Source organism: Mycobacterium sp. ACS1612, assembly GCF_001667505.1.
GTDB lineage: Bacteria > Actinomycetota > Actinomycetes > Mycobacteriales > Mycobacteriaceae > Mycobacterium.
In genome coordinates this window covers 95,332-110,763 of the sequence record NZ_LZHZ01000001.1, presented here as the reverse complement: position 1 = coordinate 110,763, position 15,432 = coordinate 95,332, and the positions used below count along the sequence as shown (strand labels likewise).

Annotated in this window: 18 protein-coding genes; 10 read left to right on the top strand and 8 right to left on the bottom strand. The window is 66.5% G+C overall.

Translation table 11 applies throughout. The features are described from left to right. Window positions 1-13 precede the first annotated feature (13 nt). Entirely contained in the window at window positions 14-1,714 is a 1,701-nt protein-coding gene (locus tag A5724_RS00570; protein WP_067794483.1) for an FAD-dependent oxidoreductase, read from the bottom strand. A gap of 257 nt (window positions 1,715-1,971) precedes the next feature. Between A5724_RS00570 and infA the strand changes: the two genes are divergently transcribed. The 8 genes from infA to truA all read left to right on the top strand — a co-directional run bounded on the left by infA (window position 1,972) and on the right by truA (window position 6,541). Continuing rightward, window positions 1,972-2,193 carry a translation initiation factor IF-1 gene (infA, locus tag A5724_RS00565; protein WP_003418601.1) on the top strand — a complete coding sequence of 74 codons (222 nt, stop codon included), beginning with the start codon at window positions 1,972-1,974 and terminating at the stop codon, window positions 2,191-2,193. A 31-nt stretch (window positions 2,194-2,224) separates the two neighbouring features. Next, window positions 2,225-2,338 carry a 50S ribosomal protein L36 gene (gene rpmJ / locus A5724_RS32730; RefSeq protein ID WP_003879483.1) on the top strand — a complete coding sequence of 38 codons (114 nt, stop codon included), beginning with the start codon at window positions 2,225-2,227 and terminating at the stop codon, window positions 2,336-2,338. A 140-nt stretch (window positions 2,339-2,478) separates the two neighbouring features. Further along, entirely contained in the window at window positions 2,479-2,853 is a 375-nt protein-coding gene (gene rpsM / locus A5724_RS00560; RefSeq protein ID WP_067794481.1) for a 30S ribosomal protein S13, read from the top strand. Between the two features lie 4 nt (window positions 2,854-2,857). Next, window positions 2,858-3,274 (top strand): 30S ribosomal protein S11, encoded by a 417-nt coding sequence (rpsK, locus tag A5724_RS00555; protein WP_067794479.1) that lies wholly within the window; start codon window positions 2,858-2,860, stop codon window positions 3,272-3,274. A gap of 15 nt (window positions 3,275-3,289) precedes the next feature. Then, window positions 3,290-3,895, top strand: a complete 606-nt coding sequence (rpsD, locus tag A5724_RS00550) for a 30S ribosomal protein S4 (protein ID WP_067794477.1) — start codon at window positions 3,290-3,292, stop codon at window positions 3,893-3,895. Between the two features lie 76 nt (window positions 3,896-3,971). After that, window positions 3,972-5,024: a DNA-directed RNA polymerase subunit alpha gene (locus A5724_RS00545; RefSeq protein ID WP_067794475.1), complete on the top strand. Its 1,053-nt coding sequence runs from the start codon at window positions 3,972-3,974 to the stop codon at window positions 5,022-5,024. 61 nt (window positions 5,025-5,085) lie between these two features. Then, window positions 5,086-5,664, top strand: a complete 579-nt coding sequence (gene rplQ, locus A5724_RS00540; protein ID WP_067794473.1) for a 50S ribosomal protein L17 — start codon at window positions 5,086-5,088, stop codon at window positions 5,662-5,664. Window positions 5,665-5,671: 7 nt separating this feature from the next. Beyond that, window positions 5,672-6,541 carry a tRNA pseudouridine(38-40) synthase TruA gene (truA, locus tag A5724_RS00535; RefSeq protein ID WP_067794471.1) on the top strand — a complete coding sequence of 290 codons (870 nt, stop codon included), beginning with the start codon at window positions 5,672-5,674 and terminating at the stop codon, window positions 6,539-6,541. Here the strand turns inward: truA and A5724_RS00530 are convergent. The 4 genes from A5724_RS00530 to A5724_RS00515 all read right to left on the bottom strand — a co-directional run bounded on the left by A5724_RS00530 (window position 6,538) and on the right by A5724_RS00515 (window position 9,660). Beyond that, the gene (locus A5724_RS00530; protein WP_156752066.1) at window positions 6,538-7,137 is read right to left on the bottom strand and encodes a cutinase family protein; all 600 of its coding nucleotides are present in this window, start codon (window positions 7,135-7,137) and stop codon (window positions 6,538-6,540) included. The genes truA and A5724_RS00530 overlap by 4 nt on opposite strands. A gap of 131 nt (window positions 7,138-7,268) precedes the next feature. Next, complete coding sequence (locus A5724_RS00525) at window positions 7,269-7,862, bottom strand: cutinase family protein (protein ID WP_156752065.1); 594 nt, start codon at window positions 7,860-7,862, stop codon at window positions 7,269-7,271. A 105-nt stretch (window positions 7,863-7,967) separates the two neighbouring features. Beyond that, on the bottom strand, window positions 7,968-8,636 hold the full coding sequence (locus A5724_RS00520) for a cutinase family protein (RefSeq protein WP_067794649.1): 669 nt from the start codon (window positions 8,634-8,636) through the stop codon (window positions 7,968-7,970). A gap of 25 nt (window positions 8,637-8,661) precedes the next feature. After that, window positions 8,662-9,660 carry a DMT family transporter gene (locus A5724_RS00515; RefSeq protein ID WP_067794467.1) on the bottom strand — a complete coding sequence of 333 codons (999 nt, stop codon included), beginning with the start codon at window positions 9,658-9,660 and terminating at the stop codon, window positions 8,662-8,664. Between the two features lie 75 nt (window positions 9,661-9,735). Here A5724_RS00515 and A5724_RS00510 point away from each other — a divergent pair, with 75 nt between their 5' ends. Beyond that, entirely contained in the window at window positions 9,736-10,290 is a 555-nt protein-coding gene (locus A5724_RS00510; protein ID WP_067794646.1) for a CGNR zinc finger domain-containing protein, read from the top strand. A gap of 5 nt (window positions 10,291-10,295) precedes the next feature. Here the strand turns inward: A5724_RS00510 and A5724_RS00505 are convergent, their stop codons facing one another. Then, complete coding sequence (locus A5724_RS00505) at window positions 10,296-11,303, bottom strand: DUF4331 family protein (protein WP_067794466.1); 1,008 nt, start codon at window positions 11,301-11,303, stop codon at window positions 10,296-10,298. A gap of 93 nt (window positions 11,304-11,396) precedes the next feature. Here A5724_RS00505 and eccB point away from each other — a divergent pair, with 93 nt between their 5' ends. Continuing rightward, window positions 11,397-12,755, top strand: coding sequence for a type VII secretion protein EccB (eccB, locus tag A5724_RS00500; protein ID WP_067794464.1), 1,359 nt, complete (start codon window positions 11,397-11,399; stop codon window positions 12,753-12,755). Here eccB and mycP read toward each other — a convergent pair. Then, complete coding sequence (mycP, locus tag A5724_RS00495; protein ID WP_082964783.1) at window positions 12,720-14,093, bottom strand: type VII secretion-associated serine protease mycosin; 1,374 nt, start codon at window positions 14,091-14,093, stop codon at window positions 12,720-12,722. The two genes, eccB and mycP, sit on opposite strands and share 36 nt — an antisense overlap. Continuing rightward, window positions 14,090-15,382: a type VII secretion integral membrane protein EccD gene (gene eccD, locus A5724_RS00490; RefSeq protein ID WP_232004650.1), complete on the bottom strand. Its 1,293-nt coding sequence runs from the start codon at window positions 15,380-15,382 to the stop codon at window positions 14,090-14,092. The genes mycP and eccD overlap by 4 nt, the downstream gene beginning before the upstream one ends. Window positions 15,383-15,432 lie beyond the last annotated feature (50 nt).

Sequence of the window (15,432 nt, the reverse complement as noted above, 5' to 3'; positions counted from 1 at the left end):
GTCGACTTCTTTCCTAAGTTTCCGCTAGGTAGCGGTGCACCAACATCACCGCCATCGACCCTTCGCCGACGGCTGCTGCCACCCGCTTGGCGGATTCGGCTCGCACATCACCTGCAACAAACACACCCGGCACGCTTGTTTCCAAGTGGTGCGGCGGGCGATCCAGCGTCCACCCGGAAACGTCCTTGAGGTCTGGGCCGGACAGGATGAACCCGTGGTCGTCCTTGGCCACCACGTCGAGCCAGTCCGTGCGCGGCTCGGCGCCGATGAAGCAGCACAGCCGGTCACAGTTGACCGTTTCGTTCTCGCCGCTCTGCTTGTTGTGCAGCACCAGACCGGTCAGGTGGTCGTCCTCGCCGATGGTGTCGACGACCTCGGTGCACACCCGGACGGAGATCTTGTCGTTCTTCTCGATCTGCTGGATCAGGTAGTAGGACATCGACGCCTCCAGCGACGGGCCACGCACCAGCAGCGTCACGTGTTTGGCGGAGTGGGACATGAACATCGCCGCTTGGCCTGCCGAATTAGCGCCGCCGACGATGTAGACGTCCTCGCCCGCGCACTCGCTGGAATCGGACACCGAGGCGCCGTAGTACACACCCCGGCCGATGTAGTTGCAGGCGTTGTCGTCGGGGTCGTCCCAACAGCCGGGAACGTTCTGCAGTTGACGGTAGGAGACGCCGGTAGCGAGGATGACCGCCTGCGCTGCGATGGTGCTGCCGTCCGCGAACTCGATGGTGCGTGCGGTGCCGCTGTCCCCGGCGTGCAGCGCGACGGCCTTGCGGGTGGTGATGACCTCGGCGCCGAACCGCTCGGCCTGCCGGCGCGCCGACGTCGTCAACTCCGCACCCGAGATACCCATCTCGAAACCGAGGTAGTTCTCGATCCTGGAGCTGCGGCCGGCCTGCCCGCCGGTGGTGGTCTCCTCGATGAGCACGGTCTTGAGGCCTTCCGAGGCGCCGTACACCGCGGCCGCCAAACCTGCGGGGCCGCCGCCGATGACCGCCAGTTCGTACATCTCCAGCGACGGGGTGGTCGACAGGCCCAGCATCCCTGCCAGTTCGGCGTCGGTGGGTTCGACGAGTGTCTCGCCCTGCTCGGTGATCACGACGGGAAGCTGGAAGCCGTCCAGGCCCGCCGCGTCCAGCAGCTGTTTGCCCTTGGGTTCGTCGGCATTGAACGAGCGGAACGAGTGCTGGTTACGGGCCAGGAACTGGCGCACCTCCCAGGACCGCTCGTTCCAGCGGTGGCCGATCACCTTGGTGTGCGGGATCGCGCGGTCGCCGGTGGCGTGCCACGCCTCGAGCAGGCCGTCGATCACCGGGTACAGCTTCTCCTCCGGCGGGTCCCACGGCTTGAGCAGGTAGTGGTCCAGGTCGACGACGTTGATCGCGTCGATGGCGGCGTGGGTGTCGGCGTACGCGGTCAGCAGCACGCGGCGGGCGAGCGGGTAGATGTCCATCGCCTCTTCGAGGAACTCGATGCCGCTCATCTGCGGCATCCGGTAGTCGGCCACGAACACGGCGACGGTGTCGCCGCGCAGCTTCAGTTCGTTGAGGGTTTCCAGGGCTTCCAGGCCCGTTTCGGCGCGCACGATGCGGTAACGGTCGCCGTAGTGGCGGCGCAGGTCGCGCGCGACCGCGCGGGAGACCGCGGGGTCGTCGTCGACTGTCAGCAAGACGGGTTTGCGGGGCGTAGAGACCGGTGCAGTCATCGGTTATCAGTATGCTCCCGTTGTCCAGCGGTTATCGGCCTAAGATGGCCCCGCTGGCCTGGGCCTTCCGCGATTTTGGGGCACGCCGCCGAACGGGTATCATAGATCGACGGTGCGGCTCCCGCGCCGGCTCCTGCGTGCTCTCTGTCCTCGACAAGCTGGAATTTCTGGCTACAGGCCCACGTTTTGTAGTCGGACGAAGCTGCGCCGACCGGGCGCCAACGATCTACAGGGACACGGAGGATCTCCGAAACACAATGGCCAAGAAAGACGGTGCCATCGAGGTCGAGGGCCGCGTGGTCGAGCCTCTGCCCAATGCGATGTTTCGCATCGAGCTGGAGAACGGACACAAGGTTCTTGCCCACATCAGCGGCAAGATGCGGCAGCACTACATCCGCATCCTGCCCGAGGACCGCGTCGTGGTGGAGTTGTCTCCCTACGACCTGTCCCGGGGCCGCATTGTTTACCGGTACAAGTAAGACGACAGAACGAGAAGGATCGACGACAGCCGTGAAGGTGAACCCGAGCGTCAAGCCCATATGCGACAAGTGCAGGGTGATCCGTCGGCATGGGCGGGTCATGGTGATCTGCTCAGATCCGCGCCACAAGCAGCGCCAAGGCTGATCTTGCCGACAACTGAATGATGAAATCCCAGTACCACTGAGTGGATCGGCTGCTCAGTTACGTCCGGAACGGAGGCCGGACCCCATTACGAGGGAACGGACTGGGACCAGACCTCCGCATAGAAGAAGGAACACCGCCTGATGGCACGTCTCGTGGGCGTCGATCTTCCGCGCGATAAGCGCATGGAGATCGCGCTGACCTACATCTACGGCGTCGGCCGTACCCGCTCCCAGGAGATCCTGGAAGCCACCGGCATCGACCGGAACCTGCGCACCAAGGACCTGACCGACGATCAGGTCACCCAGTTGCGCGACTACATCGAAGCCAACCTCAAGGTCGAGGGCGACCTGCGCCGCGAGGTGCAGGCCGACATCCGCCGCAAGATCGAGATCGGCTGCTACCAGGGCCTGCGGCACCGCCGTGGCCTGCCGGTGCGCGGCCAGCGGACCAAGACCAATGCGCGCACCCGCAAGGGTCCGAAGCGCACCATCGCCGGCAAGAAGAAGGCCAGGTAAGTAGATGCCACCAGCAAAAAAGGGTGCCTCCGCGGCGAAGAAGGGCCAGAAGACCCGCCGCAGGGAAAAGAAGAACGTCCCGCACGGCGCCGCGCACATCAAGAGCACGTTCAACAACACGATCGTGTCCATCACCGATCCGCAGGGCAACGTCATCGCCTGGGCGTCGTCGGGTCACGTCGGTTTCAAGGGTTCGCGTAAGTCGACCCCGTTCGCCGCACAGTTGGCCGCCGAGAACGCCGCGCGCAAGGCGCAGGAGCACGGCGTGAAAAAGGTCGACGTGTTCGTGAAGGGCCCGGGTTCGGGCCGTGAGACCGCCATCCGGTCACTGCAGGCCGCCGGCCTCGAGGTCGGCGCCATTTCCGACGTCACGCCGCAGCCGCACAACGGTTGCCGTCCGCCGAAGCGGCGCCGGGTCTAGGGAGGAATCTGACTTATGGCTCGTTACACCGGACCCGCCACCCGCAAGTCGCGCCGCTTCGGCGTCGACCTGGTCGGTGGCGATCAGTCGTTCGAGAAGCGCCCCTACCCGCCCGGTCAGCACGGCCGTGCGCGGGTCAAGGAGAGCGAGTACCGCCAGCAGCTGCAGGAGAAGCAGAAGGCCCGCTTCTCCTACGGCGTGATGGAGAAGCAGTTCCGCCGCTACTACGAAGAGGCCAACCGGCTGCCCGGCAAGACCGGTGACAACCTGCTGCGGATCCTCGAGAGCCGTCTCGACAACGTGATCTACCGTGCCGGCCTGGCCCGAACGCGTCGTATGGCGCGCCAGCTGGTCAGCCACGGCCACTTCACCGTCAACGGCGTCAAGGTGGACATCCCGAGCTACCGGGTGTCCCAGTACGACATCATCGACGTCAAGCCGAAGTCGCTGAACACGTTGCCGTTCGAAGTCGCACGCGAGACCGCGGGCGACCGTCCGATCCCTGGCTGGCTGCAGGTGGTCGGCGAGCGTCAGCGGATCCTGGTGCACCAGTTGCCAGAGCGCGCGCAGATCGACATCCCGCTGCAGGAGCAGCTGATCGTCGAGCTCTACTCGAAGTAAAGACTTCTCGGCCGTCCGGATGGCGGCCGGGACACGCGACATCAAATAGCGGTTGTCGCGAAGGAGGAAAGAAAACATGCTGATTTCTCAGCGACCCACCCTGTCCGAAGAGGTCAAGTCCGAGAACCGGTCGCAGTTCGTCATCGAACCGCTGGAGCCCGGATTCGGTTACACGCTTGGTAATTCGCTTCGGCGCACGCTGCTGTCGTCCATCCCGGGCGCGGCGGTCACCAGCATTCGCATCGACGGCGTGCTACACGAGTTCACCACCGTCCCCGGGGTCAAGGAAGACGTTACCGACATCATCCTGAACCTCAAGGGTCTGGTCGTGTCGTCCGAGGAGGACGAGCCGGTCACCATGTATCTGCGCAAGCAGGGCCCGGGTGAGGTCACCGCGGGTGACATCGTTCCGCCTGCCGGTGTGACGGTGCACAACCCCGAGATGCACATCGCGACACTGAACGACAAGGGCAAGCTCGAGGTCGAGCTGGTCGTCGAGCGTGGCCGCGGTTACGTGCCCGCTGTGCAGAACAAGGCGTCGGGTGCCGAAATCGGCCGCATCCCAGTCGATTCCATCTATTCGCCGGTGCTGAAGGTCACCTACAAGGTGGAGGCCACCCGTGTCGAGCAGCGCACCGACTTCGACAAGCTGATCCTCGACGTCGAGACCAAGAGTTCGATCACCGCTCGCGACGCGCTGGCATCGGCGGGTAAGACGCTGGTCGAATTGTTCGGTCTGGCACGCGAACTCAACGTCGAAGCCGAGGGCATCGAGATCGGCCCGTCGCCCGCCGAGGCGGATCACATCGCCAGCTTCGCGCTGCCGATCGACGATCTGGACCTCACGGTGCGCTCGTACAACTGCCTCAAGCGCGAGGGTGTGCACACGGTGGGCGAGCTCGTCGCCCGCACGGAGTCCGATCTGCTGGACATCCGTAACTTCGGCCAGAAGTCCATCGACGAGGTGAAGATCAAGCTGCATCAGCTGGGTCTCTCGCTCAAGGACAGCCCGGCCACGTTTGATCCGTCCGAGGTCGCCGGTTACGACGTGGCCACCGGTACCTGGAACAGTGACGCCGGCTACGACCTGGACGACAACCAGGACTACGCCGAAACCGAACAGCTCTAAACAAGAAGTCCGTCCCGGCCCTACCTGATACGGGGGTCGGCCCCACATAGGAGAAGTCGCAATGCCCAAGCCCACCAAGGGCCCTCGCCTCGGCGGGTCGTCCTCGCACCAGAAGGCGATTCTGGCCAACCTGGCCACGTCGCTGTTCGAGCACGGCCGGATCAAGACGACCGAGCCCAAGGCTCGGGCGTTGCGGCCCTACGCGGAGAAGCTGATCACCCACGCCAAGAAGGGTGCGCTGCACAACCGGCGTGAGGTGATGAAGAAGATCCGCGACAAGGACGTGGTGCACGCCCTGTTCGCCGAGATCGGGCCGTTCTACGCCGACCGCAACGGCGGCTACACCCGCATCATCAAGGTCGAGAACCGCAAGGGCGACAACGCTCCGATGGCGGTCATCGAACTGGTGCGGGAGAAGACGGTCACCGACGAGGCCAACAGGGCGCGTCGCGCCGCGGGTGCGAAGAAGGTTGCTGCCGCGGCCGCTCCGCAGGCCGCGGTCGAACCGGAAGCCGCCGAAGGCCCGACCGTCGACGAGGTCAAGGCCGAGGACGAGGCGATCGAGGAGGCCCAGACCGCTGAGGCTGCCGAAGAGGTCGCCGAGGCTAAGGCCGAGGACAAGGCCGACGACGACAAGTAGCGAAGCCATGAACGAGCCCGCCATCGATTCCGGTGGCGGGTTTGTTCGTCTTCGGCTCGATATCGCCTACGACGGAACCGAATTCGCCGGATGGGCGCTACAGGCCGGGCAGCGGACCGTCGCGGGCGTTCTCGACGACGCACTGTCGACGGTGTTCCGCGCTTCCGTTCAACTGCGCGCGGCGGGTCGCACCGACGCGGGTGTGCATGCCACGGGGCAGGTGGCGCACGTGGACGTTCCTGGCGACGCCCTGCCGAATGCGTATCCGCGTACGACCCGCGAGGGGGACAGCGAGTTCCTGCCGCTGGTGCGTCGCCTTGCCAGATTCCTGCCCTCCGATGTCCGGATCCTCGACATCAGCCGTGCGGCAGCGGGTTTCGACGCTCGCTTTTCGGCGCTGCGCAGACACTATGTCTACCGATTGTCGACCGCCCCGTACGGCGTCGAGCCTCAGGAGGCGCGCTTCGTGACGGCGTGGCCTCGGCCGCTGGACGTCGAGGCGATGGCGGCGGCCTCACGACATCTGGTAGGGCTGCACGACTTCGCCGCCTTCTGCCGTCAGCGTCAGGGCGCCACCACGATTCGCGACCTGCAGCGGCTGGACTGGAGACGGGACGGTGACCGGGTCATCGCTGACGTCAGCGCCGACGCGTTCTGCTGGTCGATGGTGAGGTCACTGGTCGGCGCGCTGCTGGCGGTGGGCGAGCATCGACGCGAACCAGATTGGTGCGTAGGGTTGTTGACCGCAACCCAACGGTCCAGTGACTTCGCGGCGGCACCGGCGCACGGCCTGACGTTGATCGGGGTGGATTATCCGCCCGACGATCAACTGGGGGCGCGCACCGCCGTCACACGAGACCTGCGCGTCATCGACTAGACGCGGCCCGAGACGAAGTCCGCGGCTTGATTCGCCATGCCCGCGCCGATGTAAGCGTTGGCGAGGTGGGCGGGCCAGTTGTCCTGCCACGTGTTGGGGTCGGCCGGGTTGCAGATCGGGTCGGCGCCGTGACACAACTCGATGGTCCTGTCGCGGTAGATCGGATTGAAGTTGGTGATCGGGCCCACCCAGGCGACGCCGTTGCCGAACAGCGCGACGGCGGCGATGTGCTGATCCGCACCAGGCGGCAGTGGGTTGTCGAACCCGAAGAACTCGAACGGCACCGCCAGCACGACGTCGGTGACCGCAGCGCCGAGCGAATAACCACCAAGCACCAACCGCGTATCCGGGCAGCTGTTCATCATGGATTGCACGTGGGCGCTCATGTCATTGGCCCCGACATCGATTTGGTTGTCGGCGGGATAGCGCACCGCATAGACCCCGATGTTCTTGTTGCTCTTCGAACGCAGCGCGTTGACGAACGCGTTGCCGAGCACCCCAACGCCCGGCGACTCCAGCCGCCCGCGGGCGAAGATCACCTCCACCGCTGGGCAGGCCGCAGACGCCGACGGGAGGGCATCGCGAGTCGGCGCCATCGCCGGCGCCACTAGACCGGTAGCAGCGAGAAGTGCTGCGCAGAAGAGTATTAGACCTCGTCGGACCCATCGGCGAGGGTCAAGATCAGTCCCCACTTAGCCGATCCTAACCGAGAGTGTGCACCTTCGCGTCAATTTGAGATTGGCTGCGGAAGCAGCCCGGCGACGAAGTTAGCCGCCTGATCGGTCGGTCCCCCCGGGTAGGCCCGGTGCGCCGCGACGCTTTCACCGTCGGTCTGGCAGATCGGGTCATTCGCATTGCACAGGTCGATCGCCCTGCTGCCGTAGACCGGGCTGACGGTCAGGGGCAGGCCCAGTTTGGCCGAGGGGTTGCCGAATGCGGCGATGGCTGCGACGTGGTCGGGTACGTTCGGCGGAAGCGGGTCGTTGAAACCCAGCACCGGCATCGGCACCGCGGCGATGACGTCGATCACGGCCGCGCCCTGCGAATAGCCGCCAAGCACCAACCGGGTGTTCGGGCAGTTGTTCACCATGTACTGGATGTGCGCGCTGGCGTCGTTGGCGCCGTCGGCTGCCGCGAGGAAGTCGTAGTTGGCGGGGTAGTTGACCGCATAGGCGCCCACCGACCGGCCGCCGACCTTTCCGCGCAACGCGGAGACGAATGCGTCGCCGACGTTGCCGAGGCCGGGTGCGTCATTGGTACCGCGGGCGAAGGTCACTTCGATGTCTGGGCAGTCGTCGGCTGACGCGACCCCAATTGGCATGGGCGACACCGTTGTTGCGAGAACACCGGCGTAGGCCGCAAGAGCGGCGACGGCGAGGCGGCGAATTCGGTTCACAGGCACGACAAATGATAGCCGATAGCCGGGCTAAATGATGCCTGCGACGAAGTTCGCGGCCTGGTCCGTCAGCCCTGCGCTCACGTAATCGCTATGGGCAAACGGGTTCCGGCCGGGCGAGCAGATGGGATCGCCGTCCTTGCAGAGGTCGATGGCGCGACCGCCGAAGACCGAGGAGGTGATCGGGTTGCTGAATTTCGTCGCCGGGTTACCGAACACCGCCACCGCCGCGACGTTGGGCACCAGATTGCTTGCCAGCGGAGGCGCTGACCCGATGTCACCGATTTTGTTGCCCAGCGGCGGGACGCCGGCCAGCATGTCGACCACGGCCGCGCCCTGCGAGTAGCCGCCGAGGACCAGCTTCGTCGACGGGCAGGAGGAAGCCATCGTCGCAATGCGGTTCGCGGCGTCGGTGGCGCCGGTCGCTGCCTCGAGGAAGTCGTAGCTGGCGGGGTAGTCCACCGCGTACGTGCTGAGGGTGCGGCCGCCGACGAGCCCTCTGAGGGTGTCGGCGAAGGCCTGCCCGGGATTCCCCAGCCCTGGCGCGTCATGTGTGCCGCGGGCGAAGATGACCTCGATGTCCGGGCAGGGATCCGCCGCTGCCACCGGGGCGACCGCCAGCGTGGTGGCCGCGCCGACGAGGGTGGAGATGATTGCGGCCAACCGGGCCGTTATGCGGAGCGAAGTCACGCCGGTCATCTTCACATATCTCGATCAACTGGGGCTAACCCTTTGCTCCCAACGCGGATCCGCTGACGGGGGCGTCAGGCCAGGACGCTTCGGCCAGCTTCTCACTGCGATCGCCCTGGCGGGCCAGGGCCAGCCCGACGAGAACGACGATGCCGCCGAGCGCCTGGCTCAGTGTGATGGCTTCGCCCAGCAACACCCACGCTGCCAGCACGGCGAACATCACCTCGGACAGTCCGACCAGCGACGCGAACCGCGGCTGCAGCCGGGCGATACCCATGATGCCCAGGGTGTAGGCGATCGCGGTCGGGATGAGCGCCAATGCGATGACCGGCACCAACCAAGATGTCGTCATTCCGGCGACGACCGCCGTGTTGGTGGTGAAGGTCAGCGGCATCACGCCGGTGACGCCGAGGACAGCGACAGCGGCCGCGCCGACGATCAGGCCTGCGGTCGACAAGGTGATCGGGTCGAGGCCGTCGCCGTCGGTGGCCACCGAAGAGGACATCACGAAGTAGCAAGCGGCGCAGACGGCGGCGGCCAGCGCCCAGCCGACGCCGATGAGGTTGATGTGGGCACCCGCAAAGACGTTAAGTACCAACACGATTCCCGCAATGGCCAGTGCTACGCCTGTCAGCGTGAGGCCGCTGGGCCGACGCCCCGTGGTGGCCCACACCCATCCGACCACCAGGATCGGCGCGGTGTACTCCAACAGCAGTGCGACACCTACGGACAGGTGCGCGACGGCGTTGAAGTAGCACAACTGTGCGCCGGCGATCGGGATGAGGCCGTAGGCGACGACAGTCTTGCCGTGGTGCAGCGCCTCACTGACCCAGTCGCGCTTGACGATCGTCGCGAAGATCGCCATCAGCAGCGCGCCGCCCGCGAGCCGGGCCGTGACCGCCGCCGTCGGGCTCCAGCCGGACTCCATCAGCGACTTGGCGAACGGCCCCGAGGACCCGAAGGCGAAGGCGGAGCCAACCGCGAGCAACAACCCGAACCGGAAGTGGTCGACCGTCGACTGAGTGGTCGCCATGGCTGCACCTCCGGTATGTCATGAGTAAAATTTGCTTTGGTCGTGACGTTACGTCAGGGAGAGGTCATGGGTCAAATGCTTTTCAGTCATGACACCGAGCTCACACTGCGCGCCGCATGTGGGCTGGTCAACAGCGATCGGGTGGACGGTGAGCGCCTCGGTGACCTGGCGGCCCTCGACGACTTCCTGGACGGCTACGGCTGGACCGGCCGCCGCGACCACGACGACGCCGAGTTGGCGTCGATCCATCGGCTGCGGGAGCGGCTCGGCAAGATCTGGGACGCCGCTGACGCGGAGGTACGCGCCGTCGAGCAGGTGAACGCGCTGCTGAGCGACACCAAAGCGTCGCCGTGGCTGACCCGGCACACCGAACAGCCGGAGTGGCATCTACATCTGGCATCGGTGCACGATCCGTTGTGGCAGCGCATGGGCGCCGAGATCGCGATGGCGCTGGCCGACTTGATCCGCATCGGGGAGTTGCGACGGCTCAAGGTGTGTGCGGCGCCGGATTGCGAGGCCGTGCTGGTCGACCTTTCGCGCAACCGCTCCGGCAAATTCTGCGACACCGGCAACTGCGGTAACCGTCAGCATGTGGCCGCATATCGGGAGCGGCGCGCGAAAGAGGGGTAGCGCCGTTACTGGTGCGGCGGGCCCAGGTACGGGAATTCGGTGAGCGTGTCGGTGTGCGGGCTCAGGCCAGAGGGTGGGCATTCGCCCTTGGTCAGAAACGCAAGCCGGTAGTCGATGACGTCGTCGGTGAAGACCCGTCCGTTCGGGTACTTCGCCGGCTTGGAGGGGTTGAACGTCAACATGTCGGGCAGGGTCCCCTCGGTGTCGATCGCCTTGATGGCTTCGGACCGCGAGTAGCCGCCGGTGTGACCGAGTTGGTGGATGAACATGTCGATCCAGCGCTCCCTATCGCTGACCGGTTCGGTGGCGTTGTATTCCTCCTTGGTGTCATCGGTGTTGAAGAAGCTGCTGACCGATGGGTGACCGGCACGGTCGACATGCATCAGCTTGCCGTCCCTGCGCACGCTGCAGCGGCCCCAGATCCTGATGTCGGGGTCTGCGCCAAGGAAGCTGGTCGGCATCTCGATGGCGATGGAGAAGACGTTGGCTTCGAGGTTGGAATCGACTCCGGTCCAGGGTGATTCGCCGGGCAGTGTCAGATCGGTGAAGTTTCGCTTTCCTGAGGTGTCGAACAGATTCTTGATGCCGTCGTAGTCGAAGAAGAACGCGTCGCTGCGGGCGCCCGCAAAGAACGTGAAGTCACCGGATGTCGCGATGTGCGGCTCGTCGCCGACGAACGACACCGAGACGCCGGAGAAGATCACCTCACCGACAGCCTCAGGTTCCTCGGCTTCATCGTTGGCCGCCAGGTAGACGTCGACGGTCTGCTTGCCGTTGACCGGTTCGGAGAACACATAGCTGAAAGCGATGTCGTTCAACAGGTCTCCGTCGTTGTCGATCGCCACCCGGTAGACCGCGTCCGGGTGCAGCGCGTCGGCCAGCGGGTTGGCGTTCATGATGATCACCGTGCGGGTGGGGTCGGACGGCGACAGGAACGCGTAGAGGTCGCAAAGATCCAGTCGCTGGTCGCCGAGCGGCGGTCCGAGGCTCAGCCCGGTGAAGTGGTTGGACATGTTGCAAAACGTACATCGCAGTCGAGTGGCGCGCCGAGGAAATGGTGACCCGAGGTCCCTACGGCCGACGCTAGGCTGGCTGATGGGGGACTGATGGCTGGGCACTCGACGAAGTTGCAAGTCAGCGGGTACCGGTTTCTGCTGCGCCGGCTGGAACACGCGTTGGTGCGCGGTGACACGCGGATGCCCGATGATCCGATTCGCGCGCAATCGATTTCGTTCACAGCGGGCGGCGTGATCGCGGTGATCGTCGCCGCGGTCTGCATCGTGCTGGCGTTGCTTCGGCCGCCGGGTACGCTCGGCGACGCGCAGATCGTGATCGTGCGCGAATCGGGTGCCCTCTACGTCCGGGTGGGCGACGTCGTGCATCCCGTGCCGAACCTCACCTCGGCCCGGTTGATCGCCGGTGCGCCGGCGAATCCCGAGGCGGTGAGCGCGACAGCTGTCGACAATGCCAAGCGCGGCCCACTGCTCGGCATCCCGGGCGCACCCGCCGGAGTTTCCGCGCCGCTCCGTGGCGACGAATCAGGCTGGGCCGTCTGCGACGAGAAATCCAGGACCACCGTGGTCGCCGGACCATTGCCGGGCAGCGCGTCTGCCGGCGTCCTGGTCACGCCGCGGTCCGAAAGCGCCGCGACCACGTATCTACTCTACGGCGGGTGGCGCGCCCAGGTGGATCTGCGCGACCGCGCGGTCGTGCGGGCCCTGCGGCTGGACGGCGTTGTCCCGCGCCCTGTTTCGCGCGCTCTGTTGGACGCGACGCCGGAAGCGCCAGTTCTCCGGGCGCCCCGCATCGACGGTGCGGGTTCGCCGAGTCCGGTGCGCGGGATGCCGGTCGGAACGGTCGTGCGGGTGATCCGTGCCGATGCGGAGGAGTATTACGTCCTGCTTGCCGAGGGTGTGCAACGCATCAGCGAGGTGGTCGCGGACCTCATCCGGTTCGCCGACTCACAGGACGATCGAGACATCACCACCGTGTCACCCGATTCCGTCGCGGCCCTGCCGATTCTCGACACGTTGCCTGTCGCAGACTTCCCCGAGCGTAGTGGGGTGTCCGATGAGGCCATCGTGTGTACACGGTGGCAGCCCACCGCGGCAGGAGCCGAATCCAGTGTGGTATCGGTTGATTCGCTGCCGATGGCGGTGATGTCGCTGGCGCAGGCTGACGCGGAGGGCCCGTCCGTGGACGCCTTCGCGATGACGCCGGGCCGCAGTGCGTACGTTTGGGCGGCCGGAATCGGCGGCGATGAGGCGAATGCCGGTGCGTTGTACTACGTCAACGACTCTGGTGTTGTCTTCGGGCTTGCCGACGAGGACACCGCGAAACACATCGGTCTCAGCGAGGCGGCCGTGCCCGCGCCGTGGCCGGTGCTGTCGTGGCTGCCGCGCGGACCCGAATTGAGCAAGCGCGCCGCGTCAGTCGCGCGGGACAGTGTCGCGGGATCGCCGTAGCCGCGCGGTCGAAGCCGTCACGGCAATGCTCGCCGCGGACACGGCGAGACAGACCGCGGCACCGCCCACTGCGAATCCGAAACCCCGACCATCTTCAGGCCTTGTGGTTGGTTGGGACAGGGGCCGCTCGAGATTCTGCGTGCGCGGGGACGTCGCGCCGGTGCTGAGCGCCGCGACCGCGTCGACGACGCCGTTTCCGACGACAGGATCCCATCCGGATGCCGGGCGACGCGCGGTCGTTTCGATGCGCCGCATGACCTCTCGCGCGGTCAATTCGGGCGACCGTGACCGCACGAGTGCGACGATGCCGCTGACCACAGGTGCGGCATAACTGGTACCCGAGATGGGCGTCGGGTCACCGGATGTGGTCATGCTGCTGAGCAGACCCTCCCCGTCCGGGTCCAACGAGACGACACCTTCGCCGGGTGCGGCGACGTCCACCCACGGGCCGGCGAGGCTGAAGGATGAGGGCGCCCCGTCGGGATCGACCGAACCGACGGTCAACACGTAATCGTCGTACCAGGCGGGGCTGACCACCACGCTGACGTGATCCCAGTCCGCCTGGCCGGGCTTCGCCGGATCGCTGGCCGGATTCTGTGTGGGGCATTGGCCTGGGCCGCCGACGTTTCCGGCGGCGGCCACCACGACGGCGTTTTTGACGTCGACGGCGTAGGCGAGCGCGGCGCCGAGCGGACGGTCGTCCAATCCGCCGTCGGCGGGCAGGCACGCGACCGACGACACGTTGATCACAGTGGCTCCCAGGTCGGCGGCGGTACGGATGGCTCGGGCGAGTGTGTCCACGTCGCCGAAGCCGCTGCCGGTCGGATCGTCGGTGGCGCGAAACTTGTTGCTGGACTGACGGATGCTGACGATGGTGGCGTCCGGTGCCACGCCGCTGAAGTTCGATCCGTCCGGGTCTGGCTCCGCGCCGATGATCCCCGCAACCACCGTGCCGTGCCCATCACAGTCGACGGTGCCGTCGGAGGTGTGAACGTAGTCGCCGCCGGGAACGAGGTGGGGGAGCAACCGGTGGCGAGCCACGCCGGTGTCGATGACCGCCACGGTCTGCCCCGCGCCGCGACTGAGCCGCCAAAGCTGCCGCAGATCAATCCCTTTGAATTGTCGGGCCGCCGGACCGGCCTCTTGTGTTGTAGCCGCGGTCGCGCACCGCTCCCGCTGCTCCGTTGGCCGCGGCGGCGTCGGCGGTCCGGGCTTGGGCAACATCGAATCGTCGACTGCAGGCGGCGTCACCGCCACTGCGGCAGGCGCGGTGCCCACCGGTACGCCCGCGAGCACGCAGGCGATGCACAGCCTTGCCATCCGATCGATGAGCGTCATGACAGGCTGAGCCCACGGAGCATCGCATACGCGCCACCGACCCAGCACGCGGTGGGAACCACGGCGGCAAGCACGGCGTACTCCAGCACGTCGACGGTGCGGCGGACAAGAGGATTCGCCGCCCCGGACGGGCGAAAGAGCATGGCGGCCACCGCCACCGCGACCAGTAGGCAGACCCACTGCGCGCGATGCGGCGCCGCGGCCACGACGATCGCGCAGCCAGCGGCGAAAGACACCGCGCCGCACACGATGAGCCCGGCGCGGCGGGCGATGTCGATGTGGGTGCGTGCCCGCAACGTCAACACCGAAGCGACGACCAGCGCGAAGACGGCGGCACTCGACCGGCGCTCGGGAATGCTGTCCCAGACGACGAGTCCGGCACCGACCGCCGTCGCGGCGGCCGACCCGATGACCAGCCCGGTCAGCGCGCGCTGCGCGGCACGCGCTCGGGGTTCGACGGTGTGATCTTCTCCTGCGTCGGGATCGCCCACGCGGGGCGCCAAACCCGTTGCCGCAATGGATAATCTGGCCGCCACCCCGAGTGTGGCCAGTGCCGACGACGCGAGCACCGCGCCTGTCGCGGCGACTGGCAACACCCCGCCGACACCGCACACCGTTGCCACACTGGTCAGGATGCCCGCCGTGGCCATTGCCGACAGCGAGATGTCAGCGCAGTCGGCGATGCGCCGAAGCAGGATGGCTACGGTGGCTCCGACGGCCGATGCGAGCAGCAGTCTGGCGGCGGGCGGACCCGAGGGAACGGCGAGAAAACCTGCGACGGCGCCGAACATGACGGCGATGGCGGCCAGGACGGCACCGCGAAGCGGATCGCGCCGCAACACCACCGCGCCGACCGCTGCCGCGGTGGCAGTGATGCCTGTGGCGACGACGTGGCCGACCGCATCGCCAGTGATGCCGCCCCACATCGACGCCGTGACACCGAGCAGCGCCACGGACAGACACGCCGCCGCAGTGGTGGCACCGGCGGGAACGGTGTGGTGCTCGGCCGCCGCGATGACCGCTTGGGCAGGCCCGTCGGGCAGTTCCGCGGGTGGCGGAATGTCGTCGGTGGTCAGCAACAGCAATTCGCCGTCGTGAACAGCGTTGTCGCGCAGACTCATCGCCTCGTCCAACCGGGGCTGGCCCACCCGCGACAGATGCCACCGGCGACCCTCGACCGAGGCGCCGACGAGGTCGACCACGGCAGGTAGAAGCACGCCAACAGGCGCATTTGCCGGCAGCGCCAGAGCTACGCACCGTGAGTCGTGTTGAACGGCTAATCGGCACATGGATTCAGGCATCACATCACCCCCCGCGATCTGACGGTAACGCGCGTCGG

Bases quoted from the DNA above. Each gene is read 5' to 3' on its own strand.
- A5724_RS00570 (WP_067794483.1), bottom strand. From the start codon at position 1,714: ATGACTGCACCGGTCTCTACGCCCCGCAAACCCGTCTTGCTGACAGTC.
- infA (WP_003418601.1), top strand. From the start codon at position 1,972: ATGGCCAAGAAAGACGGTGCCATCGAGGTCGAGGGCCGCGTGGTCGAG.
- rpsM (WP_067794481.1), top strand. From the start codon at position 2,479: ATGGCACGTCTCGTGGGCGTCGATCTTCCGCGCGATAAGCGCATGGAG.
- rpsK (WP_067794479.1), top strand. From the start codon at position 2,858: ATGCCACCAGCAAAAAAGGGTGCCTCCGCGGCGAAGAAGGGCCAGAAG.
- rpsD (WP_067794477.1), top strand. From the start codon at position 3,290: ATGGCTCGTTACACCGGACCCGCCACCCGCAAGTCGCGCCGCTTCGGC.
- A5724_RS00545 (WP_067794475.1), top strand. From the start codon at position 3,972: ATGCTGATTTCTCAGCGACCCACCCTGTCCGAAGAGGTCAAGTCCGAG.
- rplQ (WP_067794473.1), top strand. From the start codon at position 5,086: ATGCCCAAGCCCACCAAGGGCCCTCGCCTCGGCGGGTCGTCCTCGCAC.
- truA (WP_067794471.1), top strand. From the start codon at position 5,672: ATGAACGAGCCCGCCATCGATTCCGGTGGCGGGTTTGTTCGTCTTCGG.
- A5724_RS00530 (WP_156752066.1), bottom strand. From the start codon at position 7,137: ATGGCGCCGACTCGCGATGCCCTCCCGTCGGCGTCTGCGGCCTGCCCA.
- A5724_RS00525 (WP_156752065.1), bottom strand. From the start codon at position 7,862: ATGCCAATTGGGGTCGCGTCAGCCGACGACTGCCCAGACATCGAAGTG.
- A5724_RS00520 (WP_067794649.1), bottom strand. From the start codon at position 8,636: ATGACCGGCGTGACTTCGCTCCGCATAACGGCCCGGTTGGCCGCAATC.
- A5724_RS00515 (WP_067794467.1), bottom strand. From the start codon at position 9,660: ATGGCGACCACTCAGTCGACGGTCGACCACTTCCGGTTCGGGTTGTTG.
- A5724_RS00510 (WP_067794646.1), top strand. From the start codon at position 9,736: ATGCTTTTCAGTCATGACACCGAGCTCACACTGCGCGCCGCATGTGGG.
- A5724_RS00505 (WP_067794466.1), bottom strand. From the start codon at position 11,303: ATGTCCAACCACTTCACCGGGCTGAGCCTCGGACCGCCGCTCGGCGAC.
- eccB (WP_067794464.1), top strand. From the start codon at position 11,397: ATGGCTGGGCACTCGACGAAGTTGCAAGTCAGCGGGTACCGGTTTCTG.
- mycP (WP_082964783.1), bottom strand. From the start codon at position 14,093: ATGACGCTCATCGATCGGATGGCAAGGCTGTGCATCGCCTGCGTGCTC.
- eccD (WP_232004650.1), bottom strand. From the start codon at position 15,382: ATGTGCCGATTAGCCGTTCAACACGACTCACGGTGCGTAGCTCTGGCG.